Origin of the sequence: Aquabacterium sp. (assembly GCF_041909175.1) — a bacterium.
GTDB lineage: Bacteria > Pseudomonadota > Gammaproteobacteria > Burkholderiales > Burkholderiaceae_C > Aquabacterium.
On the sequence record NZ_JAYRDZ010000005.1, the window covers coordinates 36617 to 62595 of the forward strand.

17 protein-coding genes are annotated in these 25979 nt (G+C 63.6%); 10 read left to right on the top strand and 7 right to left on the bottom strand.

The window, feature by feature from the left end:
- The first annotated feature begins 93 nt into the window (after positions 1 to 93).
- Both tkt and gap read left to right on the top strand, forming a co-directional pair.
- Positions 94 to 2139 (top strand): transketolase, encoded by a 2046-nt coding sequence (tkt, locus tag ACE3PH_RS08605; protein ID WP_374317904.1) that lies wholly within the window; start codon positions 94 to 96, stop codon positions 2137 to 2139.
- A 46-nt stretch (positions 2140 to 2185) separates the two neighbouring features.
- Complete coding sequence (gap, locus tag ACE3PH_RS08610; protein ID WP_374317907.1) at positions 2186 to 3187, top strand: type I glyceraldehyde-3-phosphate dehydrogenase; 1002 nt, start codon at positions 2186 to 2188, stop codon at positions 3185 to 3187.
- Between the two features lie 69 nt (positions 3188 to 3256).
- Here gap and ACE3PH_RS08615 read toward each other — a convergent pair whose 3' ends face one another.
- The 3 genes from ACE3PH_RS08615 to ACE3PH_RS08625 are packed head-to-tail and all read right to left on the bottom strand — an operon-like array spanning position 3257 to position 5394.
- Entirely contained in the window at positions 3257 to 4006 is a 750-nt protein-coding gene (locus ACE3PH_RS08615; protein ID WP_374317909.1) for an SPOR domain-containing protein, read from the bottom strand.
- A gap of 7 nt (positions 4007 to 4013) precedes the next feature.
- Positions 4014 to 4889 (bottom strand): biotin--[acetyl-CoA-carboxylase] ligase, encoded by an 876-nt coding sequence (locus ACE3PH_RS08620; protein ID WP_374317912.1) that lies wholly within the window; start codon positions 4887 to 4889, stop codon positions 4014 to 4016.
- Between the two features lie 16 nt (positions 4890 to 4905).
- Positions 4906 to 5394 carry an SET domain-containing protein gene (locus ACE3PH_RS08625; protein WP_374317914.1) on the bottom strand — a complete coding sequence of 163 codons (489 nt, stop codon included), beginning with the start codon at positions 5392 to 5394 and terminating at the stop codon, positions 4906 to 4908.
- Between the two features lie 135 nt (positions 5395 to 5529).
- On the opposite strand from ACE3PH_RS08625, the gene ACE3PH_RS08630 reads away from it, so the two are divergent.
- The 5 genes from ACE3PH_RS08630 (at position 5530) to ACE3PH_RS08650 (ending at position 11973) form a co-directional block, all read left to right on the top strand.
- Positions 5530 to 8154 carry a DNA topoisomerase III gene (locus tag ACE3PH_RS08630; protein ID WP_374317916.1) on the top strand — a complete coding sequence of 875 codons (2625 nt, stop codon included), beginning with the start codon at positions 5530 to 5532 and terminating at the stop codon, positions 8152 to 8154.
- A gap of 79 nt (positions 8155 to 8233) precedes the next feature.
- Positions 8234 to 9331: a phosphate ABC transporter substrate-binding protein PstS gene (gene pstS, locus ACE3PH_RS08635; RefSeq protein ID WP_374317918.1), complete on the top strand. Its 1098-nt coding sequence runs from the start codon at positions 8234 to 8236 to the stop codon at positions 9329 to 9331.
- A gap of 60 nt (positions 9332 to 9391) precedes the next feature.
- On the top strand, positions 9392 to 10390 hold the full coding sequence (msrP, locus tag ACE3PH_RS08640; protein ID WP_374317920.1) for a protein-methionine-sulfoxide reductase catalytic subunit MsrP: 999 nt from the start codon (positions 9392 to 9394) through the stop codon (positions 10388 to 10390).
- A gap of 8 nt (positions 10391 to 10398) precedes the next feature.
- Positions 10399 to 11010, top strand: a complete 612-nt coding sequence (locus ACE3PH_RS08645; protein WP_374317922.1) for a sulfite oxidase heme-binding subunit YedZ — start codon at positions 10399 to 10401, stop codon at positions 11008 to 11010.
- A gap of 18 nt (positions 11011 to 11028) precedes the next feature.
- The gene (locus tag ACE3PH_RS08650) at positions 11029 to 11973 is read left to right on the top strand and encodes an AEC family transporter (RefSeq protein WP_374317924.1); all 945 of its coding nucleotides are present in this window, start codon (positions 11029 to 11031) and stop codon (positions 11971 to 11973) included.
- 15 nt (positions 11974 to 11988) lie between these two features.
- On the opposite strand, the gene ACE3PH_RS08655 is transcribed toward ACE3PH_RS08650, so the two are convergent.
- The 3 genes from ACE3PH_RS08655 to uvrA all read right to left on the bottom strand — a co-directional run bounded on the left by ACE3PH_RS08655 (position 11989) and on the right by uvrA (position 21315).
- Positions 11989 to 12849 carry an intradiol ring-cleavage dioxygenase gene (locus ACE3PH_RS08655; RefSeq protein WP_374317926.1) on the bottom strand — a complete coding sequence of 287 codons (861 nt, stop codon included), beginning with the start codon at positions 12847 to 12849 and terminating at the stop codon, positions 11989 to 11991.
- Between the two features lie 134 nt (positions 12850 to 12983).
- Positions 12984 to 15467: an alkaline phosphatase gene (locus ACE3PH_RS08660; RefSeq protein WP_374317928.1), complete on the bottom strand. Its 2484-nt coding sequence runs from the start codon at positions 15465 to 15467 to the stop codon at positions 12984 to 12986.
- 100 nt (positions 15468 to 15567) lie between these two features.
- Positions 15568 to 21315 carry an excinuclease ABC subunit UvrA gene (gene uvrA, locus ACE3PH_RS08665; RefSeq protein WP_374317930.1) on the bottom strand — a complete coding sequence of 1916 codons (5748 nt, stop codon included), beginning with the start codon at positions 21313 to 21315 and terminating at the stop codon, positions 15568 to 15570.
- Between the two features lie 243 nt (positions 21316 to 21558).
- Here uvrA and ACE3PH_RS08670 point away from each other — a divergent pair, with 243 nt between their 5' ends.
- Positions 21559 to 23484 carry a methyl-accepting chemotaxis protein gene (locus tag ACE3PH_RS08670; RefSeq protein WP_374317932.1) on the top strand — a complete coding sequence of 642 codons (1926 nt, stop codon included), beginning with the start codon at positions 21559 to 21561 and terminating at the stop codon, positions 23482 to 23484.
- A 55-nt stretch (positions 23485 to 23539) separates the two neighbouring features.
- Positions 23540 to 23986, top strand: coding sequence for a hypothetical protein (locus tag ACE3PH_RS08675; protein WP_374317934.1), 447 nt, complete (start codon positions 23540 to 23542; stop codon positions 23984 to 23986).
- Between the two features lie 22 nt (positions 23987 to 24008).
- On the opposite strand, the gene ACE3PH_RS08680 is transcribed toward ACE3PH_RS08675, so the two are convergent.
- Positions 24009 to 24431, bottom strand: coding sequence for a universal stress protein (locus tag ACE3PH_RS08680; RefSeq protein ID WP_374317936.1), 423 nt, complete (start codon positions 24429 to 24431; stop codon positions 24009 to 24011).
- Positions 24432 to 24653: 222 nt separating this feature from the next.
- Here ACE3PH_RS08680 and ACE3PH_RS08685 point away from each other — a divergent pair, with 222 nt between their 5' ends.
- Positions 24654 to 25970, top strand: a complete 1317-nt coding sequence (locus tag ACE3PH_RS08685) for an SBBP repeat-containing protein (protein ID WP_374317938.1) — start codon at positions 24654 to 24656, stop codon at positions 25968 to 25970.
- Positions 25971 to 25979: the final 9 nt, after the last annotated feature.

Sequence of the window (25979 nt, forward strand, 5' to 3'; positions counted from 1 at the left end):
TGGGGGCGAGGCACCATGGTCTCGCCCTGGTTGCATGGCCTCAACCCAGAGTAAAATCCGGGTTTCCCTCGTCCACAGCATCGTCCTCCCACCATGTCCAACTCCACCAAGAACATCACCGCCATGGCCGGTGCCATCCGTGCACTGGCGATGGATGCCGTCCAGCAAGCCAACTCCGGTCACCCGGGCGCCCCGATGGGCATGGCCGACATGGCTGTGGCGCTGTGGAGCCGCCATCTGCGGCACCATCCTCAACAGCCGCAATGGGCGGACCGTGATCGCTTCGTGCTGTCGAACGGTCATGCTTCGATGCTGATCTATTCGTTGCTGCACCTGACTGGCTACGACCTCTCGATCGACGATCTGAAGGCATTCCGCCAGATGCACAGCAAGACGCCGGGTCACCCCGAAGTGGGCATCACCCCGGGCGTGGAAACCACGACGGGGCCGCTGGGGCAGGGCATCACCAATGCCGTGGGCATGGCGCTGGCCGAGAAGATGCTGGCTACCGAGTTCAACCGTGATGGCCATGCCATCGTGAACCACTACACCTACGCCTTCCTGGGCGATGGTTGCATGATGGAAGGCATCAGCCACGAAGCCTGTGCCTTGGCCGGTGCCTGGAAGCTCAACAAGCTGATCGCGCTGTACGACGACAACGGTATTTCGATCGACGGTCAGGTGACGCCCTGGTTTGGCGACAACACGGCCCAACGTTTTGCCGCCTACGGCTGGAACGTGATCGGCCCGGTGGATGGTCATGATGTGGACGCCGTGGACGGTGCCATCGACAAGGCCAAGCTGAGCACGAACAAGCCTTCGCTGATCATCTGCAAGACCAGCATCGGCAAGGGCTCGCCCAACCGCGCCAACACGGCCAAGGCCCACGGCGAGCCGCTGGGTGCTGAAGAAATCAAGCTGACTCGTGCCGAGATCGGCTGGAGCAGCGAGCCTTTCGTGATCCCGTCCGACGTTTACGCTGCCTGGGATGGCCGCCCCAAGGGCGCGGATCTGGTGGCTGACTGGAATGCCCGCTTCGCCGCCTACCAGGCTGCCTTCCCTGAACTGGCTGCCGAGTTCGAACGCCGCATGGCTGGCGAGCTGCCTGCCAACTTCGCCGAGATCGCCGTGCAAGCGGTGGCAGCTGCCCACGACAAGGCCGAAACCGTGGCTTCGCGCAAGGCCAGCCAGATCGCGCTGGAGTTCTTCACCGCTGGCGTGCCTGAAATGCTGGGCGGCAGTGCCGACCTGACCGGTTCGAACCTGACCAACACCAAGAGCACCCCGGCCTTCCGCGTCGCCGATGACGGTGCCGTGGTGACCTATGAAGGCCAGATCGGCCGCCACATCAACTATGGTGTGCGCGAGTTCGGCATGGCTGCCATCATGAACGGCATCACGCTGCACGGTGGCTACATTCCTTACGCCGGCACCTTCCTGACCTTCTCCGACTACAGCCGCAACGCCATCCGCATGGCCGCGCTGATGAAGCAGCGCGTGGTTCACGTGTTCACCCACGACTCCATCGGTCTGGGCGAAGATGGTCCGACCCACCAGTCGGTCGAGCATGCTGCCAGCCTGCGTCTGATCCCGGGCCTGGATGTCTGGCGTCCGGCCGACACGACGGAAACGGCTGTGGCCTGGTCGATGGCGCTGGCCAACAAGCACCGCCCAAGCGCGCTGCTGTTGTCGCGTCAGAACCTGCCCTACCTGCCGAAGGTGGATGCCGATGTCATCACGCAAGGTGCCTATGTGCTCGCCGAGCCCACGGAAGTGGGCCTGAAGAAAAAGGCCCAGGCGGTGATCATCGCCACGGGTTCGGAAGTGCAACTGGCGCTGCACGCCCAGGCCGAACTGGCCAAGGAAGGCGTTGCTGTGCGCGTGGTGTCCATGCCGTCGACCAATGTGTTCGACCGCCAGAGCGTGGCATACAAGCAGAGCGTGCTGCCTGACGGTCTGCCGCGTGTGGCCGTGGAAGCCGGTGTCACCGACTTCTGGTGGAAGTACGGTTGCTCGGCCGTGGTCGGTATCGACTCCTATGGTGAGTCGGCCCCGGCCGGCGTGCTGTTCAAGCACTTTGGCTTCACCACGCAGAACGTGGTGGACACCGTGAAGGTGGCTCTGGGCCGCCGCAAGTGAACTGAATCGTTTGTCATTCCTGTTTTAAATCCCTGAGGATCCTGTCATGACCATCAAGATTGGTATCAACGGTTTCGGTCGCATCGGCCGCATGGTGTTCCGCGCTGCCGTGCAGAACTTCGCCAACGACATCGAAGTCGTGGGCATCAACGACCTGCTCGAGCCCGACTACCTGGCCTACATGCTGAAGTACGACAGCGTGCATGGTCGTTTCAAGGGTGAAGTGGCTGTGGACGGCAACACCCTGGTCGTCAATGGCAAGAAGATCCGCCTGACGGCTGTGAAGAACCCCGCTGAACTGAAGTGGGATGAAGTGGGCGCCGACATCGTGATCGAGTCGACCGGCCTGTTCCTGACCAAGGAAACCGCTGAAGCCCACATCAAGGCTGGTGCCAAGAAGGTGATCATGTCGGCTCCGTCGAAGGACGACACCCCGATGTTCGTCTACGGCGTGAACGACAAGACCTACGCCGGTCAGGCCATCATCTCGAACGCTTCGTGCACCACCAACTGCCTGGCTCCCGTGGCCAAGGTGCTCAACGATACCTTTGGCATCAAGCGCGGCCTGATGACCACGGTGCACGCTGCTACCGCCACGCAGAAGACGGTGGACGGCCCATCCAACAAGGATTGGCGCGGTGGCCGTGGCATCCTGGAAAACATCATCCCCTCGTCGACCGGTGCTGCCAAGGCCGTGGGCGTGGTGATCCCTGAGCTGAACAAGAAGCTGACGGGCATGTCGTTCCGCGTGCCGACCTCCGACGTGTCGGTGGTCGACCTGACCGTGGAGCTGAACAGCGAAGCGTCGTATGACGACATCTGCAAGGCCATGAAGGCTGCTTCTGAAGGCGCCATGAAGGGCGTGCTGGGCTACACCGAAGACAAGGTGGTGGCCACCGACTTCCGCGGTGAAAGCTGCACCTCGGTGTTCGATGCCGAAGCCGGTATCGCCCTGGACAAGACCTTCGTGAAGGTGGTGTCCTGGTACGACAACGAGTGGGGCTACTCGAACAAGTGCCTGGAAATGGCGCGCGTCATCGCCAAGTAATCCGTCCCACCCGGATGAACAAAAGCCCCTCTCGAGGGGCTTTTTTCATGCCTGTTGCAGGTGGGGTGTTCAGCGACAGGGTTCGAACTTCTTGCCTTGCGGCAGCTTGAGTTCCTTGAGCGCGGCGCGGGCCTGACTGTCAGCCTTGGGCACCCGCACCACCTGCAACTCGGCGGGGGAGCGTACCAGCACCACTTTCGCGCTCTTGACGCCTTTCTGGCGAACGTCGCTCAGACCGTTGCGCGCATCGTCTTCCTTGTTGTAGCGGCCCAGCGAGAGGCCGCCGGCCAGCACCGGAGGTGATTTCACCTCGTTGAAATCGATGCCCTTGACCTTGCCCAACTCGGCCTTCTTGCGGGCCAGTGCGTCAGATTCAAAGGGACCCATGTAGACGATCCACAAGCCCTGGACGGCGATGGTGTCGCTGGTCCACTTGGCAGAGGTCAGCGCGGGCTTGAGCAGACCTTCAACCTTAGGGTAGTCGGCTTCCGTGAACGGGCCGGCTTCCAGACAGACGGTCCGCTCGTTGGCTGTGGCTGCTGGGGTGGCCGCCGCCTCGCTGGCAGCAGCACTGGGTACGGCTGCGGGGGTTGAGGCAGCATCGCTGGCAGCAGATGCGGCCGGGTCGGCAGCGGGCTTGCGGCTGGTTCGTGTTGCGGGCAGCAGAATCAACTGCTCGGGGTGCACCTGCTGGGCCAGCCGTTGTGGCTCGTGCTGGCCATCCTGTGCCGAACCAAGGGCGGTGCCCAGCCAGCCCTGACTCCAGGCGAAAAACACCGCATTGGCCAGGGCCAACAACAGAACCAGGGTGCGCAGCATCAGTGATTCAACTTCCGAAAGGCGATGAGGGAGACGAGGAGATGGGCTGCTGGAGGCGGACCGTCACTTCCCCTGTGACCCAGCGTTGCAGACCTTCGGCAGTATGCACGAGCAAGGCGCCATCCCAGTCGATGCCGCCGGCCTTGCCGGTCTGGGCTGGGGGCTGGGTTTGCCAGTCCGGTCGCTGGGCGCCTTGCCATAGCGCCACCGATTGCCCCTGCAGGGCGTCACGCGCTGCATAGCGGGCCTGCAAAGGGGCGAAGCCGTCTCGCTCGAAAGCTTGAACGGTGCGGATCAGGTGCGGGCTGATGGCCTGCCAGACATAGCCAAGGCCAGGCGCATCGCCACAGCAGGCCTGCAGGCTGGTGGACTCGAAGCCGGGGCTGCCTTCCACCTCTCGGAGGTTGAGCCCGATGCCGATGACCACCCAGCGCTGGCCTCCCGTCAGACCGGGGGCAGGGGTGGCCTCGATGAGGATGCCACCGAGCTTGCGGCCGCGCCACCAGAGGTCATTGGGCCATTTCAGCTGGATGCCGGGGGAGGCAATGGGCAACTGGGCGCTCAGGGACTCCGCCAGTGACAAGCCCACTGCCAGAGACAGGGCACTGGCCCCACCTGGGATGCGTTCCAGATCGAGCGCCATGCCGAGCGAGAAGGTCAGGCTGTCACCGGGTGTGGCCAGCCATTGGCGGCCTTGCCGGCCTCGCCCGGCGGTCTGCTCCAGGGCGGCCAGCAGGGTGGGGGCGGTGTCACCCTGGCGGCCGCGTTGCAGCAACTGGGTGTTGGTGGAGTCTGTGCGGGGCAGCACTTCCACGCTGAGCAGCGGGCAGTCTGCCTGGGTGGACAGCCAGATCTGCTCTGCGGCGGTCAACAAGGCCTGCATACCCATGATGATGCCCTCAGGTGGATTTGCGACGACGCAGGGCCAGCATCGTGCCCCGGCAGTTCTGGGCGCCGCACCAGCAGGCGTATTCCTTCTTGAGCGACGGCGTGATGCGGGCGTCGATCACGAGACCGTAATCGAAGAACAGCTCTTCACCAGGCTCGATGTCGCGCAGGGCCATCAGGAACACGCGGTTGCCTTCCTGCTCGGCTTCGAGGTTCGGGTCGCAGGAGTGGTTGATCCAGCGGGCCGAGTTGCCGTGGTACTTGCCGTCGATGACGTGGCCGTCATCCAGATGGAAGTAGAAGGTGTGATTGGGTTGCGAGGGGTCGTGCGGGTGGCGGCGCAGGGCTTCATCCCACGTGATGATCTCGCCTTTGTACTCGATGACCTTGTCGCCCGCCTTGATGGGAGCGACGGCATAGACACCGCGACCGTGAACCCCGGAGCGCCGCACCTGAATGCGACGAGCCGACCCTGTTTTTGCGGAGGATGCTTGCGTCATCGATAACTTTGGGTACATTGAATTGATGGGCGCGCGCGTGCGCATGTGTGTGTGCGTACGTGCGCGCGAGGCCCGATTTTATGAACGATCGCTGCTGAGGCGGTCGAGCCCGACCAAAAAAATATTGATCTGCCCATGAGCAAAGCACTGGTTATCGCTGAAAAGCCTTCGGTCGCCCAGGACATCGTGCGCGCATTGACGCAGGTGGACGGCAAGTTCGAGAAGCACGACGAGTACTTCGAGTCGGAGCACTATGTGGTGAGCTCCGCCGTCGGTCACCTGGTAGAGATCAAGGCGCCTGAGGAATACGACGTCAAGCGCGGCAAGTGGAGCTTCGCGCACCTGCCGGTCATCCCGCCGCATTTCGATCTCAATCCGATCGACAAGAGCAAGGGGCGCCTCAATGCCCTGGTCAAGCTCATCAAGCGCAAGGATGTCGACAACCTCATCAACGCCTGTGACGCGGGGCGTGAGGGGGAGCTGATCTTCCGTCTGATCGTGCAATACGCTGCCGACAGCACCGCCACCACCCGCGCCAAGGGCCTGGGCAAGGGCGTGCAACGTCTGTGGTTGCAGAGCATGACCCCGCAGGCGATCCGCGATGGGTTCGACAAGCTGCGCTCCGATGTGCAGATGCAGCCGTTGGCCGATGCCGCGCGTTGCCGCTCTGAAGCAGACTGGCTGGTCGGCATCAATGGCACGCGTGCCATGACGGCTTTCAATTCGCGTGACGGTGGTTTCTTCCTGACGACCGTGGGCCGTGTGCAGACGCCGACGCTGTCGATCGTGGTCGAGCGTGAAGAAAAGATCCGCAAGCACGTTTTCCGCGACTACTGGGAAGTCAAGGGCAGCTTCGGGGCGCAGGCTGGCAGCTACGAAGGCAAGTGGTTCAACCCGGGCCACAAGAAGAACGAGCAGGACCCCGAGCAGAAGGCCGATCGTGTCTGGACTGCCGCAGAGGCCCAGGCCATTGCCGATGCGGTGCGTGGTCAGACTGGTACGGTCACCGAGGAAGCCAAGCCCAGCTCGCAATCGAGCCCGCTGCTGTATGACCTCACCACCTTGCAGCGGGAGGCCAACTCGCGCTTTGGTTTCAGTGCCAAGACCACGCTGGGCTTGGCGCAGGCGCTGTATGAAAAGCACAAGGTGCTGACCTACCCACGGACCGACTCGCGTGCGCTGCCTGAGGATTACATCGGGGTGGTCAAGCAGACCATGGGCATGATCGCCGACGAGGACCTGCCCGGGCCGCTGCGCGAACTCGCCCTGCATGCCCGCAAGGCTGTCAACGAGGGCTATATCAAGCCCAACAAGCGCGTGTTCGACAACGCCAAGGTGTCGGATCACTTTGCCATCATCCCGACGATGCAGGCGCCGCGCAGCCTGACCGAGGCTGAAGCCAAGCTGTACGACATGGTCGTCAAGCGCTTCATCGCGGTGTTCTACCCGGCTGCCGAGTTCATGGTCACCACCCGCATCACCAAGGTGCCGGCGGCCGGCGCCACGCACCACTTCCAGACCAATGGCAAGGTGCTGGTCAAGCCGGGCTGGATGGCGGTGTATGGCAAGGAAGCCACCGAGGAAGGTGACGAGCGCACGCTGGTGGCGATCCAGCCGGGCGAGTCGGTGCACAACGAAGAGGTGAATGTCAACGCGCTGAAGACCAAGCCGCCCGCACGCTACACGGAAGCCACGCTGCTGAGCGCGATGGAAGGCGCGGGCAAGCTCATCGATGACGAGGAACTCAAGGCCGCGATGACCGAGAAGGGCCTGGGCACGCCTGCTACCCGTGCGGCCATCATTGAAGGCCTGATCACCGAGAAGTACATCCTGCGTGAAGGTCGGGAGCTCATTCCGACGGCCAAGGCTTTCCAGCTGATGACCCTGCTGCGCGGCCTGGGCGTGGAAGACCTGACCAAGCCCGAGCTGACCGGCAACTGGGAATACAAGCTGGCTGAAATGGAAAAGGGTCGCCTGAGCCGTGATGCGTTCATGGCGGAAATCGCCGCGATGACCCAGCGTGTGGTGCAGAAGGCCAAGGAATACGACCGCGACACCATCCCGGGTGATTACGCCACGCTGAAGACGCCTTGCCCGAATTGCGGCGGGGCAGTCAAGGAGAACTACCGGCGTTTCACCTGCACGGGCAAGCTGGGTGGTGACCACGAGGGTGGTGCCGGCTGTGGCTTCAGCATCACGAAGATTCCGGCTGGGCGCAGCTTCGAGCTGGATGAGGTCGAGCAACTGCTGTCGCATCACAAACTGGGTCCGCTGGAGGGTTTCCGCTCGAAGGCCGGATGGCCGTTCACGGCGGAATTGCGCCTGGTGCGTGATGAGGAGGCCGCCAACTGGAAGATGGAGTTCGACTTCGGCGAAGACGCGAAGAAGGAAGAAGAGTCTGGCGAAGCTGTGGACTTCTCGAACCACACGACGCTCGGGGCCTGCCCGAAGTGCGGCGGTTCGGTGTATGAGCACGGTGCCAACTACATTTGCGAAAACACGCTCGGGTCCGGCAAGGCGAAGTGCGATTTCAAGAGTGGCAAGGTCATCCTGCAGCAACCCATCGCCCCGGAGCAGATGGCCAAGTTGCTGGAAACCGGCAAGACCGATCTGCTGGAAAACTTTGTCTCGAACAAGACCCGTCGCAAGTTCAAGGCTTTCCTGACTTGGGATGCCAAGGCGGGCAAGGTCGGCTTCGAGTTCGAGCCCCGTGCACCGCGGGTACCGGCCAAGAAGGCTGCGCGCAAAACAACAGGCTGATCAGGGTTTGTGACAAAACTGTCATAAACATTGGGTATCTTCCGCAGCTCGAATTTCTCAGGTTGTGGAAGTACCCAAGGTGTTTGCTCAGTGTGTGCGCCGCGTGAAGGCGGAAATGTATGGTGTGAAGGTGGCGGGGGCCGTGGTGGCATCCTGTCTGGTATGGGGGCTGTCGACGGCCCAGGCCGCGGGTCTCGCGGTGAAGGGGACCGGGGCCACCTTCCCGTCGAAGGTCTATGCCCGTTGGGTTGACCGCTTCAACGAACTCAACCCCTCCGTGGCGCTCGATTACGCGCCGACCGGTTCCGGTGAGGGCATCAAGCAGATCACGGCACGTGCGGTGCAGTTTGGTGGCACCGATACGCCGCTGGAGCCGGGTGCCCTCAAGGACAAGGGGCTGATCCAGATCCCGATGCTGATTGGTGGCCTGGTGCCGACCGTCAACTTGCCCGGGGTGGGCAGCAACCGCCTGTTGCTGACGGGCCCGGTGCTGGCCGACATCATGCTGGGCAAGATCACCCGCTGGGATGACGAGGCCATCCGTGGCTTGAACCCGGGCGTCAAGTTGCCTGCTTTGCCGATTGCCCGCGTGGTGCGTCAGGACAAGTCGGGCAGCAGCGAGGGGTTTGCCGCCTATCTGGCCGCCTCGTCCGCCGACTTCAAGGCGTTGGTGCAGGTCAGCCACAAGCCGAACTGGCCCGGCAAGGTGCTGGAAGGCAAGGGCAATGACGGTGTGGCCGAGTTGCTCAAGTCCAATGTGGGCGCCATTGCCTACCTGTCGTTTGACCGGGTGAGCAAGGATGGCCTGGCGGGTGTGCGCCTGCGCAACCCGGCGGGGCGCGATGTGGTGGCTTCCGTGGAGGGGTTCAAGGATGCCATCCTGGGGTCTGATGTGTACCGCAAGGGCGACGACACGGCCACCTTGCTCAACACCGCACGCCCGGGTGCCTGGCCCATCACGATGACGAGCTACATGCTGCTCGATGCCAAGCCGCGCAACTTGCGGGACACCGAGTGGGCTGCACGCTTTGTCTACTGGTGCTTCATGCATGGTGACGATCTGACCAAAGGCACGGGCTTTGCGCCCTTGCCGGATCGCGTACAGGCCAAGCTGGCTTCGCGTCTGCTGGAGATCCATGGCCCCAATGGCGACATTCCCAAGCTGGTGGTGAACTGACGCGCTGAGGCGTCTGGGTGTATGGTGTCGGCCATCGATCGACACCTTGTCCAGATTGCCATGGCTCATATCCGTTCTTCGCGCAGCCCGCTGCACCGCGACAGCGGCATGGTGCATGCCACGCCGAGTGAGGTCACGCCGCTCGCAGCGTATCTGGACCGCCGCGCCTGGCTGAAAGGTACTGCTGGTGTGTTGGCTGCAGCGGCCTGGCCAGCAGCGCAGGCCGTGGAGCGCGCGGGCAAATTGGCGCCGCTGAATGCCGTGCGCAGCGCGGTGGCGGGGGCCCAGGTGATGGACAAGCTGACGCCTTATGCAGACGTCACCCATTACAACAATTTCTACGAGTTCGGCACAGACAAGGCCGACCCGGCCGATGCGGCCCATACGCTGAAAACCAGGCCATGGACGGTGCGCATCGAGGGTGAAGTCCAGCGCCCCCAATCCTTGGGCATCGATGAGCTGCTCAAACTCGGTGCCATGGAGGAGCGCATCTACCGCCTGCGCTGTGTGGAGGGCTGGTCGATGGTGATCCCGTGGGTGGGCTATTCGCTGTCGGCCTTGCTGCAGCGGGTGGGGCTGACCAGCCGCGCCAAATTTGTGGAGTTCACCTCGTTGGGGGACCCGGCACAGATGCCGGGTGTGCGCGACAGCGTGCTCGATTGGCCTTACACCGAGGGGCTGCGCATCGATGAGGCCATGCACCCGCTCACCATGCTGGCGTTTGGCCTGTATGGCGAGGTCTTGCCTAACCAGAATGGGGCGCCCTTGCGCCTGGTGGTGCCCTGGAAGTACGGTTTCAAGAGCGCCAAATCGATTGTCCGCATCCGTCTGGTCGAGCGCGAGCCCCTGCCATCCTGGGTGAAAGCCAACCGCCGTGAGTACGGGTTCTATTCCAATGTGAACCCGACCGTGGACCACCCGCGCTGGAGTCAGGCCAGCGAGCGCCGCATTGGCGAGGGCGGTTTGTTCACGCCGCGCCGGCCTACCCTGATGTTCAATGGCTATGGCCCCCAGGTGGCGGCCCTGTATGCCGGCATGGACCTGAAAACATACTACTGATCGAAGTCATGACAAACCTGTCGTCCTGGTTGTTGCACCCGCGTGCCAAACCTGTCTTGTGGGCCCTGTGTGCGGTGCCCATGCTCACCCTGATGGTGGCCGCTGCCAGCGATCTGCTGGGCGCCAATCCGGCTGAAAAACTGGTGCAGGAAACCGGCGAGTGGGCCTTGCGTTTCCTATGGGCTACCCTGGCCATTTCACCGCTTCGCACGTGGTTCAAGCTGCCGGCCTTGCTGCGCTTTCGCCGGGCCTTGGGTGTGAGCACTTTTGTGTATGCCTTGATTCACTTTCTGGCCTATGCCTGGCTGGACAAGGGCTGGGTTTGGGCCGACATCCTGAAGGACATTGCCAAGCGCAATTTCATCCTGGTGGGCGTGGCGGCGCTGGTGTTGATGACGCCGCTGGCGGCCACCTCGTTCAATGGGGCGATTCGCGCCATCGGCGGGCATGCCTGGAAGTGGCTGCACCGGCTGGTCTATGTGGTGGCCTTGCTGGCGTTGCTGCATTTCTTCTGGAAGAAGGCCGGCAAGCATGACTTCAACGAAGTGTCGATCTATGGCGCCATCCTGGCGGCGCTACTGGGCTGGCGGTTCGGGCTGTGGGCGCGCAACGTGCATTGATGTGGGAAGGTGGGGTCGATGTTGACCTTGGTGGAGTTGTTCATTCCGTTTTTCGCGCTGGTGCTGCTGGGGTGGGTGGCTGTGCGGCGCAGGTTCGTGCCGCCAGACAGCCTGGGCGGGCTCAATGTCTTCGTGCTGTTTTTTGCCTTGCCAGCCTTGCTGCTGCGCCTTGGCGCAGGTGGGGTGCTGTCTCACGGGGGCTTTGGCAGCCTGCTGCTGGCCTACGGGCTGGGCGGCGCCGTGGTGCTGGCAGGGGTGGCGCTCTGGGCCTGGAGGCAGGGTCTGGGTCAACGCGATGCGGCCTATGCAGCCCTGGCGACCGTGTTTCCCAATACGGGCTTTCTGGGTTTGCCGTTGCTGATGGGCTTGCTGGGCCCCCAGGCGGCAGGCCCTTTGGCAGCCACGTTTCTGGTCGACGTGGTGCTGTTCAGTTCCCTGTGTCTGGCCTGGGCTGATGCCAAGGCCGCGCGCACGGCACTGGCCGGTGCCATGAAGAACCCGCTGCTGTGGTCCATGGCCTTGGGCGTGGCCGTGGCGTCAGCCGGGCTCACCTTGCCCCATCCGCTGGATGAAACCTTGAAGATGCTGGGGCAGTCGGCGACGCCGGTGGCCTTGTTTACCTTGGGCGGCATTCTGGCGCGTGCGCAGATGCAGGCAGAAACCCACCGCAAGCCAGCGCCAGTCACGCTGCCGGTCGTGCTGAAGCTGGTGGTGCATCCGGCGGCCGTGCTGGGCGCGGGTTGGGCCCTGCAGCGTGCTGGGGTCGAGATCTCGTCGCTGGGCTGGATGACGCTGGTGATGGCGGCGGCGCTGCCTTCGGCCAGCAATGTCTCGATGCTGGCCGAGCGTGCCCGGGTGGACACGGGCCTGGTGGCCCGCATCATTTTGTGGACAACCGTGGGAGCTTTGTTGTCGCTGGCCTTGTGGGCCCATCAACTCGGCTTGCAGACCCCTGCTGGCTGAGCGCCCCGGCGGGTGTCAGACTGAAATGCTCACCGTGATGGTGGCGGTGTAGCCGTTGGTGAGGTCGCCTGTCAGCGAGGTCATCTCCAGGGTGTAGCCATCGCTGAAGATGTTGTCGGTGGCAAAGCTGATCTGGGACAGGTTGCTGGCGCTGTTGCCATAACCCGAGGCGTTGTCGTAGACGTGTTCGCAGATGTCGCGCGGGAAGGCCAGTTGCGAGGTTGCCAGCTTGTTGCTATAGCTGGTGGCCGTGGTCAGGCTGCGGTAAATCTCGAAATGCATGTGTGGCATGCGACCTGAATAGCAGCCTGGGAAGATGGTTTCGAAGGTGACTTGGCCGCTGGCGTCGGTGGCCTGCACACCGCGCAGGTAGTTCTGGTCGGTGTAGCCCGATGAGTACAGCGAATAGTTGCCATTGCTGGTGCAGTGCCACAGGTAGACGGCGTAGCCCTCCAGTGTGGTGCAGGAGGCGTTCTTCAGCGTGAGGACGAGGGTCAGCGGCACGCCGGTGGCCGTGCCGCTGGCCGAGCCGATGCTGCTGGTGATGTCACTGCGCACGATGCCACTGAGGGTCAGGGCATTGACGACCGAGCCGCTCGCTGTGTTGGAACCATCGCCTGGATAGGGCCCGGCCGTTTCTTCAGGGATCACCGAGCAGCTGCTGGAGCTGCTGCTTGAACCCGAGGAGCTGTCGGAACTGCTGCTGTCGCTGCTGCTGGTGGCACTGTCGCTGGACGACCCGCCGCCGCCACAGGCAACCAGCGGCACGGTGCTGGCCACCCCCAGCGCGCCCAGCCAGCCCAGTGCTTTGCGGCGGGCAGCTTGCCTGGCCATGGCTTCGAGGTCCTGCTGCAGTCCGTGTTCGTGTGTGTCCACTGGGTGGTCCTTTCGACAAATGAAAAAGGGGCCGGCTGCGGGTGCAGAACCGACCCCTTTACGCTAGGACCGAGGTGTTGCTGTGGTGTTGCTGTCTCGTTTAACGTTGTGTCCAGCTGTGTCTGAGGTCGTGTTCAGCTGATGGCCACGGCAGCGCTGCCCGCGGTCACCGTGGCGGTGGTGGTGCGGGCGATCACACTGGTGCTGGGCGCCGTTGTGCCGACCAGGCGGTTGACTTGACGGAATTCGCAGACCAGCTGGCCAGGGGTGAGCGTGACCAGCGAATAGCCCTGGGCATCGGTGCAGACATATTTCAACCAGGCATTGGAATCCAGGCTGGCCAGTTGCTGCGCGAGGGCCAGCAGCGAGGTGTTGAAGCTGCTGTCGGCTTCCAGGGCAGTCAGGATGGCTGTGGTTAGCGTGTCGAGGCTGCTTTCTGGCGCACCGGCTTCGGCCAGCGCACCCCGTACCTGCACGCGGACCTGTTCAGCCAACTGGGCCACCGTTGGGGCTGCGCGGCCCATGGTGTAGTCCAGCAGGTTGAAGTTCACGCTGAGCGTGCCGTAGCTGGTGCCGGTGGGGATGGACAGGGTGTAGTAGACCAGTGTGGCCAGGCTCGATGACAACGAACCGACGGCATCGCTGAGGTAGGTGAAGAAGGAGTCAGAGCTCATGCCGGCGGTCACCAGATCCACCATGGCGGCGGTACCCCCGTCGGTGGCATCGAAGTTGTTGCTGACGGTGCCGGCAAAGAAGGCGTGGATGTCACCCGTGAGGGCCACGACATTGCTGATGCTGTTGTCGAGCAGGTAATTCATCAACTGCTGGCGTTCGGCGTTGTAGCCGTCCCATTGGTCGCAGTTGAGCAGGAACTTGGTGAAGTAGTTGTCCAGTCCGAGGGAGGACACAAAGCTGGAGCTGGCGCCATTGGTGCGGATGTCAACTTTGATGTAGCCAAAGGCGATGACCTGTGCCGCTGCCGTGGCGGCGACGCTGGTACCTGAACTGGATACCGCTTTGGCGGCCGAGTAGGCGCTCACGGCGATGGCCGCTTGTGCGGCGGTCAGGCCGGCATTGACGGCTGCGGTTTGCTTGTCGGCGGAAGTGGCGTCGGCGGTCGCGATGGCGATAGCCCCCGCTTGTGCGTTGGCGCTGGAGGCCCCGGCGGTGACGGCTGCGACGATGGCCGAAGCGAGCTCGACGCTGGAGCCGCTGGCGGCGTTGGTGATGTTGGTCACCAGTGTGCTCACCGAGTTCAAGGCCACCAGGGTGGCGATGGCGTTGGTGCCATTGAGGCCCATGCGCAGCAGCGATACCTCGTTGCCCCAGAGCTTCCAGGTGGTGGTGGCAGACGACATCTTGGTCTTCCACCAGGCACGCTGGGTGGTGCCCAGCATGGACACAGGGCTGAGCGTGTCTGCCAGGCCCGCCGTGGTGGCCGCGGCCATCTTGGCCGACTCGAAGCTGGTGCGGTAGCTGGCCGGTACCATGTAGCGCGAACCGGTGCTCGAGCCAATCAGCGCCTCGGGGATCATGTGGTCTGCGCGATAGAGCCGTTCGTCGGTCATCACCAGGTGGGCGAGCTGGCCGAACTGGAAGTCCCGGTAGATCTGGATGCCGTTGATGCTGGTGCTGGCCGAGTCGTAGCTGATGTCAGCCGGGATGAACTCATACCAGGCACGGTTCGCGTGCAGGCGGCGGCTGGTCTGGTGGGTGTTGTCGCCGGTGCCGGTCGTGCTGTCATAGGTGCCGACGTCATAGGTCTCGGCATCCTGCCAGCAGTCATCCGAGAACTCGTGGTCGTCCCAGATGGCGATCATCGCGAAGCGCTCGTGCATGGCCTGCAGGCGGCTGTCGGTGCGGTAGGTCTTGTAGAGGTAGCGGTAATCGTTGAGGGTGCTGGCGTACTTGGCGCCCGAGCTGCCGCTTTTGTAGACCCCATCGGGCAGGGTGAGGGTGGTGTGGCGCGATTCGACCGTGCCGGTCTGGAAGTCTTCCCCCACGGTTTCGTAGATGTAGTCCCCCAGGTGCAGGAAGAAGTCGATCTCTTCGTTGTCGACGATGTGCTGGTAGCCCGCCCAGTGGTTGATGGTCCAGTCCTGGCAGGTGATGAAGGCGAACTTCAGTTGCGACACTTCGGCGGTAGTGGCCGGTGCCGTCTTGAATCGGCCCACATTGGAGCGCACGCTGCCGGCGACGAACTGGTAGTAGTAGGTGGTGCCCGCGCTCAGCCCGGTGAGCTTGTGGCGGATGGTGCTGTCATAGGCTCCGTAGGCAGTGACCTTGGTGTCGAGCAAGGCCGTACCGGTCAGTGCCGTGTTCGTGCCCAGCAGGCTGCTGTTGTCGACCGCCGTGACGATCAGGCGGATCTTGACGTCGTTGTCGTCTGCGGTGGTTTCCACGTCAGACTGGCTGCTGCCCACCACGCGGGTCCACAGGATGATGCTGTCCGGCTTCGGGTCGGCCGATGCCACGCTTTGCGGGAACTTCCAGCTGCTGCCGCTGGCATCGGGGACTTCGTCATCGCCGCCGCCGCTGCTCAGACAGCCGGCCAGGTTGCCGGTGATGGCCGTGGTGGTGAGGAAACTGCTGAACTTGAGAAACTGCCGACGATCCATGACATGCACCCCTGACTGGCGGAGACCACAAAGTCAGGGATGCTGTCGGGTCACGATGACGCACTGATGACGCACTGATGACGCCTGTATGACGCCCTTGTCAACGACGTTTGTGCGCCTTGAGTGCCTGGCCGGTGTGTGTCTTGGCCTTGATGATGTCGTCGGGGGTGCCTGCGGCTGCCACGCGGCCCCCGCCGGTGCCGCCTTCCGGCCCCATGTCGATGACCCAGTCGGCTTCGGCCATCACATCGAGGTCGTGTTCGATCACCACGACGCTGTGACCGCCATCGACCAGCCGGTGCAGGACGCGGATGAGTTTTTCGACATCGGCCAGGTGCAGGCCCACAGTGGGCTCGTCGAGCACATACAGGGTGTGCGGGGCCTTGTTGCCCCGGCGGGTCACGTCGTCGCGCACCTTGCTCAACTCGGTCACGAGCTTGATGCGCTGGGCTTCACCACCCGACAGCGTAGGCGAGGGCTGACCCAGGGTAAGGTAGCCGAGGCCGACGTCCTGCAGCAGCTTGAGCGGGTGGGCAATGGCTGGCATGGAGGCAAAAAAGTCGACAGCCTCGTCCACTTCCATCTTCAGCACATCGCCAATGTGCTTGCCTCGCCAGGTGGCGGTGAGTGTTTCGGCATTGAAGCGCATGCCGTCGCAGGTGTCGCAATGCACCTTCACGTCAGGCAGGAAGGCCATCTCGATGGTGCGCAGGCCCTGGCCCTCGCAGTCGGGGCAGCGGCCGTCGCCGGTGTTGAAGCTGAAGCGGCCGGCAGCCCAGCCGCGCGCGCGCGCCTCGAGCGTGTCGGCAAACAGCTTGCGGATGGTGTCCCAGAAGCCGATGTAGGTGGCCGGGCAGGAGCGTGGTGTCTTGCCGATCGGGGTCTGGTCGACCTCCAGCACACGGTCGACCGCGCCCCAGCCTTCGATGCCATCGCAACCAGTCCACAGCGGGGCCGTGGTGGCGCGTTGCTTGGGTGGGATGCTGACGGCGGCATGCACATTGGCCAGCAGCACATCGCGCGCCAGGGTGGACTTGCCAGAGCCCGACACGCCGGTGACCACTACCAGGCGCTTGAGGGGCACGGGCACGGTCACGTTCTGCAGGTTGTGCAGACGCGCGCCCTTGATCATGAGCTCGGGCGTGTCGGCGGCGATCACACGGCGTTCGGCCAGTGGGTGCACCATGGGCTCACGCAGACAGCGGCCGGTGACCGAGGTTTCGCAAGCCATGATGTCGGCCACCGTGCCCTGGGCGACCACCTGACCGCCACGCGTACCGGCGCCTGGCCCGATGTCGATGATGTGTTCGGCGCGGCGGATGGTGTCCTCGTCGTGCTCGACAACCACCAGGGTATTGCCCTCCTGACCCAGCGTGTGCAGGGCATCGAGCAGCAGGCGGTTGTCGCGCGCATGCAGGCCGATGGTGGGTTCGTCGAGCACATAGCAGACGCCTTGCAGATTCGAACCGAGCTGGGCTGCCAGCCGGATGCGCTGGGCCTCGCCGCCCGACAGGGTGGGCGCAGCTCGGTCCAGGCTGAGGTAGCCCAGCCCGACTTGCTCCATGAAGCGCAGACGCGACTTGATCTCGGTGACGATGTCGCGGGCGATGGTGGCCTCGCGGCCATCGAGCTTCAGGCTGCCAGACCACTCGTGGGCGGCCTTGACCGACAGGCCCGACAAGGCCGCGATCGACTGGCCACGCAGGGTGACGGCACGGGCCACCGGGTTCAGTCGGGCACCATGGCAACTGGCGCAGGCGGCGTCGCTGACGTCGTCCACATCCGGTTCGGCAAAGGTCTGCTCACGGCCTTTGTTGTCTTCGCCAGCCTGCGAGTCATCCAGTACCTTGCGCTGTTCGCGGGTCAGGGCCAGACCGGTGCCGACGCAATCAGGGCACCAGCCATGCTTGCTGTTGTACGAGAACAGACGCGGGTCCAGCTCCGGGAAGCTGGTGCCGCAACTGGGGCAGGCGCGCTCGGTCGAGAACACCTTGACGCGCCCCATGCGCAGGGTCGATTTGCCGTTGGCCAGCGCATCGGCCAACCCATCCAGCGGGGCGAGCAGGTGTACGATGCCCTTGCCGTGTTCCAGTGCCGTGGTCAGCAGCTCGCGCAGGCGGGCTTCGTTTTCGGGGGACACGAACACATCGCCCACGGGCAGCTCGATGGTGTGCTCGCGGTAGCGGTCGAGCTTGGGACCTTTGCTGGTGCCCCAGCCGGCGCTGGGCAGGAACTCGCCATCCACACGCAGGTATTCAAAGCCGTGTGCCGAGGCCCACTTGGCCAGCTCGGTGTAGACCCCCTTGCGGTTGACCACCAGGGGGGCGAGCAGACCGATGTGCTGGCCGCGGTAGTCGCGCATCCATTGCGCGGTGATGGCTTCTGGCGTCTGCGGCAGCACGGGCACGGGGTGGCCTTCGCCATCCACACAGTTCGGGCAATGCTGCACGCCCAGCTTGACGAAGAGCAGCCGCAGGAAGTGGTGCACCTCGGTGGTGGTGCCCACCGTGCTCTTGCGTCCGCCGCGTGACAGGCGCTGTTCGATCGCCACGGTGGGCGGAATGCCGTAAACCGCATCCACCTCGGGGCGACCAGCGGGCTGCACCAGGCTGCGGGCATAGGCGTTGAGCGATTCGAGGTAGCGGCGTTGACCCTCGTTGAAGAGGATGTCGAACGCCAGGGTGGACTTGCCTGAGCCGGACACCCCGGTGACCACGTTGAACTTGCCCCGCGGGATCGCGACGCTCATGCCCTTGAGGTTGTTCTCGTGGGCATTGACCACTTCGATGGCCTCGTGGCCGGGCGCCTGCAAGGCCCTGGCACGGCGCTGGTCGCGTCGGGCCTTGACGAGGGCCTGCAGCGATCGGCCTTCTTCCACCTTCAAGGCCGACTGCGCCAGGCCCATGGCCTGCTCGTAGTCGCGCAAGGCCACGCCGGTGTGGGTCGAGCCGGCCCGGACATCGTCCGGCGTGCCGCAGGCCACCAGTTGGCCGCCTTCGTCACCGCCTTCGGGGCCCAACTCGATCAGCCAGTCGCAGGCCCGGATCACATCCAGGTTGTGCTCGATCAGGATGATGGAGTTGCCCGCTTCCAGCAAACGGGCGAAGGCCCGCATCAGCTTGGCGATGTCATCAAAGTGCAGACCGGTGGTCGGCTCGTCGAACAGGAACAGCGTGCCCTTGCGTGCCACTTTCTGACCCGACTTGCTGCGCTGCTGGGCCGCTTCGACCAGATGGCCGGCCAGCTTCAGGCGCTGCGCTTCGCCGCCCGAGAGCGTGGGCACCGGCTGGCCCAGCTTGACGTAGTCCAGGCCCACATCGGCCAGCGGCTGCAGGGCGCGCACCACGTCGACATCCTGCGCAAACAGGCGCACGGCTTCCGCCACGGTCAGCTCCAGCACATCCGAGATGCTGAGCGACTTGCCCATGCGTTCGATGGTGACTTCGCGCACCTCGGCGCGGAAGCGCGTGCCATCGCAGTCCGGGCAGCGCAGGTAGACGTCGCTGAGGAACTGCATCTCCACATGTTCGAAACCCGAGCCGCCGCAGGTCGGGCAGCGGCCCGTGCCCGCGTTGAAGCTGAAGGTCCCGGCGGTGTACTTGCGCTCACGCGCCAGCGGGGTCGTCGCAAACAGCGTGCGCACCGCATCGAAGGCACCCACATAGCTGGCCGGGTTCGAGCGCGCCGTCTTGCCGATGGGGGACTGATCGACAAAGCTCACATGGGCCAGCCAGTCGGCTCCCAGCAACTCGTCGTGCTCGCCGGGGCTTTCCGTGGCCTCGCCAAAATGGCGCAGCAGCGCGGGGTGCAAGATGTCCTGGATCAGGGTTGATTTGCCCGATCCGCTTACCCCGGTCACGCCCACCAGGCGTTGCAGCGGGAAGCTCACTTCCAGGTTCTTCAGGTTGTGCTGACGCGCGCCTTGCAGGATCAGCTTGGGCGTGTTGTCTTCAACCGGGCGGCGTACACCCAGGCTGATGGTGCGCCGGGCACCCAGGTAGGCGCCGGTGAGGGTTTCAGCCTGCTTGAGTTCGTCCGGCGTGCCATCGAACACGATGCGACCGCCCTGGTGGCCGGGGCCGGGGCCCATGTCGATGACGCGATCGGCGGCGAGCATCACGGCCGGGTCGTGCTCGACGACCACCAGCGTGTTGCCGGCATCGACCAGGCGCTGCATGGCCTCGTTGATGCGGTCCATGTCGCGCGGGTGCAGGCCGATGCTGGGCTCGTCGAGCACAAACAGCGTGTTGACCAGTGAGGTGCCGAGCGCCGTGGTCAGGTTGATGCGCTGCACCTCGCCGCCGGACAGGGTGCGGCTTTGGCGGTCCAGCGTGAGGTAGCCCAGACCGACATCGACCAGGTACTTCAGGCGGTTGCGGATTTCATCGAGCAACAGTTGCAGAGCCTCGCCCTCGGCCGTGTCCGGCAGGGTGACAAAGGCAAAGAAGCGCTGCAGCTGCTTGATGGGCAGCAGCATCACATCGTGCAGGTTCAGGCCAGGCAAGATCTCAAAGGCCGATCTTGTCAGACCCACGCCCTTGGGCATGAAGCGCTGTGCCGGGGCCAGCACGGCATGGGCGTCGTCACGGCTGCCCAGACGCCACAGCAGGGATTCGGTCTGCAGTCGGGCACCCAGACAGTCGGGGCAGGGGGTGTAGCTGCGGTACTTGGACAGCAGCACCCGGATGTGCATCTTGTAGGCCTTGCTCTCCAGGTATTCGAAGAAGCGCTTGAGGCCATACCACTGCTTGTTCCAGTTGCCCTTCCAGCCGGGGTCGCCGTCGATCACCCATTGCTTGTGGGCTTCGCTCAGCTGAGACCAGGGCGTGTCGCGCGGCACGCCGGCGTCCCCGGCGTACTTCAGCAGATCGTCCTGGCTTTCTGCCCAGGCCGGGGTTTGCATGGGCTTCACGCAGCCGCTGCGCAGGGTCTTGCGGCCATCTGGGATCACCAGCCCCCAGTCCACCCCAATGACGCGCCCGAAGCCCCGGCAGGTAGGGCAGGCACCCGCAGCCGAGTTGAAGGAGAACATGCCCGGCGTGGGCGCGCTGTAGCGGCGGTCGCTTTCGGGGCAGTGCAGGCCGCTGGAAAAACGCCAGCGCTCGGCCTCGTCCTGGTCGCCCTCCGGCAGGGCATACACCGTGATCTGTCCGCCACCGCGTTTGAAGGCCACTTCCAGTGCCTCCATGACGCGGGGGCGGTCCAGATCCGCTCCACCCGGGTCGGCGCCCATGCGGAAGCGGTCGGCCACCACATCCAGCACCAGGCGCGGGCCGGTGGGGGTGGCGACTTCACGTTGCGCCTGGATGCGGGAGAAACCACTGGCAGACAGCCACTCTTCCATTTGCTCGGCACTGGTGTTGGCCGGCAACTCGGCAGCGAAGGTCACCACCACGCGGCGCCCGCCCGGGGTAGCGGCACAGCGTGCCAGCAAGGCCTGGAATACCGAGGAGGGGGAGTCTTCGGATACCGGCAGGCCCGTGTCCTGGTCGAACAGCCGCGCTGCGCGGGCGTAGAGCAGTTTCAGGTGGTCATTGAGCTCCGTCATCGTGCCCACGGTGGAGCGCGACGTGCGCACCGGGTTGCTCTGGTCGATGGCAATGGCCGGAGGCACCCCTTCAACCCTGTCGACAGCAGGGCGATCCATGCGGTCCAGAAACTGGCGGGCATAGGCGCTGAAGGTTTCGACATAGCGCCGCTGGCCTTCGGCATAGAGGGTGTCGAACACCAGGGATGACTTGCCAGAGCCGCTGGGGCCGGTCACCACGGTGAGCTCACCGGTCCGGATGTCGAGATCGAGATTCTTGAGGTTGTGCTGGCGAGCACCTCGGATGCGGATGACAGACATGGACGACCTTGTTTGCGGGCAGTGCGTGGGGCGCAAACATTCTAGGGAATTCGGCAAGTTACGGTTTGATACTCAAGATTGTCCGATTACCACCGATAGAACGCCTGTTCAGGCTCCGCTGGGGCGTGAGCAGGGGGAAATTCGTCCCGCTGGTGTCGGCGGGCCCCCGAGAGAGACACATTGGGTGCGGTCGTCCGCTTGGCCGTTGATAAAAGTAGTACAGAGACCAATGGAGTCTGAATCATGCTGAGCACATGGGTGGGCAATCTGGCCCTCAAAAAGAAATTCGCACTGCTGGGCTTGTTGGCCCTGGTGATGGCGGGCATTCCGACCATCTGGTTGATGGGGGGCTTGTTCGAGCAGGTTCGGGTTCTCAAGGCAGAGGGCAACGGTGTGGCGTTGTCCAAGCAGATGCTGCAGGTGGTCAAGCTGACCCAGGAGCACCGAGGCCTGTCAGCTGCCATGCTCAGTGGCAACAGCAGCAAGCGCAACGATGTGCTGGCCCGTCAGCAGGCACTCGGAGTGGCCTATGCTGATCTGGGCAAGGCATTGCAGGATGCGGCGCAGCCCGATGTTGGCAAGAACATGGAGGCCATTCAGCAAGACTGGCGTGCGCTGCAGTCTGCTGTGTCAGGCGGCAGTTTGACGGCGGGCGAGAGCCTGCAGCGCCACACCAAACTGGTGGCTCGTCAACTGGCGCTGGTCGAACAGGAAATGGCCGTCAGCGGGCTGGCGCTGGACGCCGATACCGAGTCCTACAACCTGATCGTGGCGGCATTGCGCGACCTGCCTAGGATGACGGAGAAGCTTGCCCTGACGCGTGGACGTGGCGCGGCCATGCTGGCCAGCAAAGCCAGTGACATCCCCGGTCTGGTGCAACTGAAGTCCATGAGCGAGTTGGCCGTGGCCTATGCCGACGACCTGCATCGAGACCTTGCCGCAGCTTTTGCGAGCGGACAGGCGGTGCCTGCCGCATTGGCCGCCAGCCGCGAGGCTGCGGACAAAGGGCAGGTCGCAGCCCACACCCTGGTAGCCAGGATCATCGATGGACAAGCTGGTGATTTGAACGATACGCGCTTCTTTGCCGACATGACCGACGCCATCAAGGCGCAATATGCACTGACCGATGAAGTCATCGTGCAGTTGAATGGCTTGTTCGCCGCGCGTGGGCAGCAGGCCTGGACTCTGGTTGTGGTCGTGTCCGTGGCCGTGTGTCTGATCGCCGCGCTGGGCGGCGTGCTGACGTGGCTGGTGGTCCGGCAGACCACCCGTGCGGTTGAAACCGCCCTGCACATGACGCAAAGCCTGGCACAGGGCGACCTCAGCCGTGTGGTGCGCATTGAGCAGCGTGACGAGATCGGCCAGATGGTGCAGTCGCTGGGTGAGGCGATGCTGCAGTTTCGCGGCATGGTCGATGGCATCAAGACTGCCAGCGAGTCGGTGGCGACGGCCGCGACTCAGATCGCCCAGGGCAATCTGGACCTGAGTGCGCGGACTGAAAACCAGGCGTCATCGTTGCAGCAGACGGCTTCATCGATGGAAGAGATTGCCTCCACGGTCAGCAACAACACCAACACGGCGCGGGCGGCCAACGATGTGGCCACCCAGGCCTCCCAGGATGCGCGCCAGAGCGGCGACATCTTTGGTCAGGTGGTGCACAAGATGGAAGCCATCAAGCAATCGAGCGCCAAGATTGCCGAGATCAACTCGGTGATTGACGGCATCGCCTTCCAGACCAATATCCTGGCGCTCAATGCCGCGGTGGAGGCCGCCCGTGCCGGCGAGCAGGGTCGGGGCTTTGCCGTGGTGGCATCCGAGGTGCGCAGCCTGGCACAACGGTCGGCCACGGCCGCACGTGAAATCAAGACCCTGATCGGCAGCAGTGTGGAAAGCATTGATGCCGGCTACAGCCTGGCAGCCGAGACCCGCGATTCCATTGATCGCCTGGTGCAGCGTGTGCTGCAGGTCAGCGGGATGGTGTCCGAGATCGCCACGAGCAGCGAGCAGCAGCATCTGGGGGTGTCACAGGTCAACCAGGCGGTGTCTACGCTGGACCAGACCACCCAGCAAAACGCCGCATTGGTCGAGGAGTCCAGCGCCGCCGCGACCAGCCTGCGCGATCAGGCTGCGCGCCTGCAGGACATGGTGGGTGGCTTCAAGCTGGCCTGACGCGCACGGATTTCATGTCAAGATGCTGCATCTGCACTGAAGACGCCGTCTTGTCATGTCTCTGTTGTTCAAGCGTGTGCTCCTGCCGCTGCTCATCCTCATCGGCCTGTTTGCCGGCTATTTGACGCTGGCAGTCAGGTGGAGCTACTCCACGGGTGAGCGTGCCGGCTGGGTGCAGAAACTGTCGAAAAAAGGCTGGGTCTGCAAGACCTGGGAAGGTGAGCAGGCCATGGTGGCCGCACCCGGCATGGTGGCCGAAAAGTTTTACTTCACGGTGCACGATGATGCCGTGGCCGAGCAGATCAACCAGCTGATGGGCAAACGTGTCGCCCTGCACTACGAAGAAAAGGTGGGGCTGCCCACCAGTTGCTTTGGCGATACACGCTACTTCGTCACCCACGTCACCGCGGTGGACGACATCTCGCTGACGCCGGGTGTGGTGGTGCGCACGACCCCAGCAGGAGGGGCCGCGTCGGCGGCCTCTGCGGCATCGGCACCTTGAGCGCCGAGGCCAGGGTAGCGCGTCAGCGAACCAGCAGTACTGGCAGCTTGGTGCGGGCCAGCACCTGGTTGGTGACCGAGCCCATGATCAGGTTCAGGAAGTTGCCGTGGCCGTGCGTGCCCATGATGATCATGTCGCACTTTTCCTTTTCGGCCAGCTTGGAGATCACTTCCGGGGCGTGGCCGGTCTTGCTGACATAGCGGGTGCCCAGGTCATGCTTGGCCAGGAACTTGCGGATGGGCTTGAAGATGGCGTCGGCCGTGTCGTTGTAATAGCTCTTGAGCTCGTCAGGCGGGAACATCGATGCGGCATTGGGCGGCACCTGGGGCACCACGGTCAGGATGACGAATTCGTGCGGGGCCTTCAGCCATTCTTCGTTGGTGGCCAACCAGGCGAGCATGCGCTTGGTGTATGGGCTGCCGTCAACGGGAAGCAAGATCTTCATGGTGTCCTCTTCAATCTTGTATCAGTAGGTGCGAGCACAAGGGCTGGCAACCAAGTGTAGTGCGACTCGGGGCCGAGTCTGCGGGTGAGTCTGTGGGTTTGTTCGGTGCTATAACTTCACCGTTCATTCACAATGCGGCGTCGGTGTGTCACATGGCCCTTGGTCGGTGTGTTCAGAAGGCGCCCCGGGAGCCCTAAGCGCATCAAGCTTTTCCAACGCGCCATGATGGTGGCCGCGACTGCCACGCTTTTGTCCTTGCTGTCCGCTTGCGGCGGTGGTGGGGGTGGCGGGGGCTCACCTGAGCCCAGCACCTGGTCGGGGTCCAAGCAGTTGGGTGCGGCGGGTGTCAGTACCGATGGTGTTGCGATCGCCACTGATGCCAGCGGCAATGTGTATGTCGCGGGCACCACGTCTGGCGGGCTGGATGGCAACACCCTGGCAGGCATTTATGATGTGTTTCTCACGAAATACAGTAGCAGTGGTGACAGGAAGTTCACCCGGCAGTTGGGTGTGTCCGGTGGTCAGGCCGTTGGCTACGGTGTCGCGGTCGACGGCAACAACAATGTCTATGTCGTGGGTCAATCGAGTGGTGATCTTGATGGGCAGACGCGATTGGGCTCCTACGACGCCTTCCTCATCAAATACAACAGCAGCGGCACGAAGCAGTTCACCAAACTGACCGGTGTGGGGGGCGCCGAGACGCGCGCCACGTCCGTTGCTGTAGACGCCAGCAACAATGTGTATGTGGTGGGGTACACCGCCGGTGGACTGGATGGCAATACAAGCGCCGGCCATACCGATGTGTTCGTCAGCAAGTACAACAGCAGCGGTGTGAAACAGTACACCAAGCAGTTCGGGGTGTCTGGCTCCAATACCGAGGGCACGGCGGTGGCACTTGATTCGTCCGGTAACGTCTACGTGGTTGGCGACACCATGGCCGGCCTCAATGGGCAGACCCAGACGGGTGAGTATGACTTGTTCCTGATGAAGCTCGACAGCAGCGGGAATGCGCTGCTGACCCGCCAGATGGGCTCGACGTCGGGCCGCGTGATGGCCAAATCGGTGGCGATTGATGGCAACGGGCGTGTGAATGTAGCCGGTACCACCACCGGTGATTTCGATGGGCACACGCTGGTGGGCTCTCGCGATACCTTCCTCGTGCAGTTCAACAGCAGCGGGACGAAGCAGTTTTCGGCAGTGTTGGGCGTGACCGGTTTCGAGGCCATCAATGCGGGCGCGGCGGTTGACAGCAGTGGCAATGTGTATCTGGCCGGCTATACCTCAGGCGGTCTGGATGGCAATTCTCTGACGGGCTCTGAAGACGCGTTCCTGGCGAAGTTCGACAGCAGTGGCACGAAGCAATTCACCCTGCAGTTGGGCGTGGTGGGTGTCATCACGCGGGGCTATGCCGTGGCTGTGAACAAATCCAGCGAGGTGTTCATCACCGGCCGCACATCGGGGGGGCTGGATGGCAACACCGTGACGGGCTCAGAGGATGCCTTCGTCACGAAGTACAGCAGCGCTGGCGTGCAACAGTGATCAGTGCCT

Coding starts and splice junctions, on each gene's coding strand:
- ACE3PH_RS08645 (WP_374317922.1), top strand. CDS start 10,399: ATGACAAACCTGTCGTCCTGGTTGTTGCACCCGCGTGCCAAACCTGTC.
- ACE3PH_RS08620 (WP_374317912.1), bottom strand. CDS start 4,889: ATGCAGGCCTTGTTGACCGCCGCAGAGCAGATCTGGCTGTCCACCCAG.
- tkt (WP_374317904.1), top strand. CDS start 94: ATGTCCAACTCCACCAAGAACATCACCGCCATGGCCGGTGCCATCCGT.
- ACE3PH_RS08660 (WP_374317928.1), bottom strand. CDS start 15,467: ATGGATCGTCGGCAGTTTCTCAAGTTCAGCAGTTTCCTCACCACCACG.
- ACE3PH_RS08615 (WP_374317909.1), bottom strand. CDS start 4,006: ATGCTGCGCACCCTGGTTCTGTTGTTGGCCCTGGCCAATGCGGTGTTT.
- ACE3PH_RS08625 (WP_374317914.1), bottom strand. CDS start 5,394: ATGACGCAAGCATCCTCCGCAAAAACAGGGTCGGCTCGTCGCATTCAG.
- uvrA (WP_374317930.1), bottom strand. CDS start 21,315: ATGTCTGTCATCCGCATCCGAGGTGCTCGCCAGCACAACCTCAAGAAT.
- ACE3PH_RS08670 (WP_374317932.1), top strand. CDS start 21,559: ATGCTGAGCACATGGGTGGGCAATCTGGCCCTCAAAAAGAAATTCGCA.
- ACE3PH_RS08675 (WP_374317934.1), top strand. CDS start 23,540: ATGTCTCTGTTGTTCAAGCGTGTGCTCCTGCCGCTGCTCATCCTCATC.
- ACE3PH_RS08650 (WP_374317924.1), top strand. CDS start 11,029: ATGTTGACCTTGGTGGAGTTGTTCATTCCGTTTTTCGCGCTGGTGCTG.
- gap (WP_374317907.1), top strand. CDS start 2,186: ATGACCATCAAGATTGGTATCAACGGTTTCGGTCGCATCGGCCGCATG.
- msrP (WP_374317920.1), top strand. CDS start 9,392: ATGGCTCATATCCGTTCTTCGCGCAGCCCGCTGCACCGCGACAGCGGC.
- ACE3PH_RS08680 (WP_374317936.1), bottom strand. CDS start 24,431: ATGAAGATCTTGCTTCCCGTTGACGGCAGCCCATACACCAAGCGCATG.
- ACE3PH_RS08630 (WP_374317916.1), top strand. CDS start 5,530: ATGAGCAAAGCACTGGTTATCGCTGAAAAGCCTTCGGTCGCCCAGGAC.
- ACE3PH_RS08685 (WP_374317938.1), top strand. CDS start 24,654: ATGATGGTGGCCGCGACTGCCACGCTTTTGTCCTTGCTGTCCGCTTGC.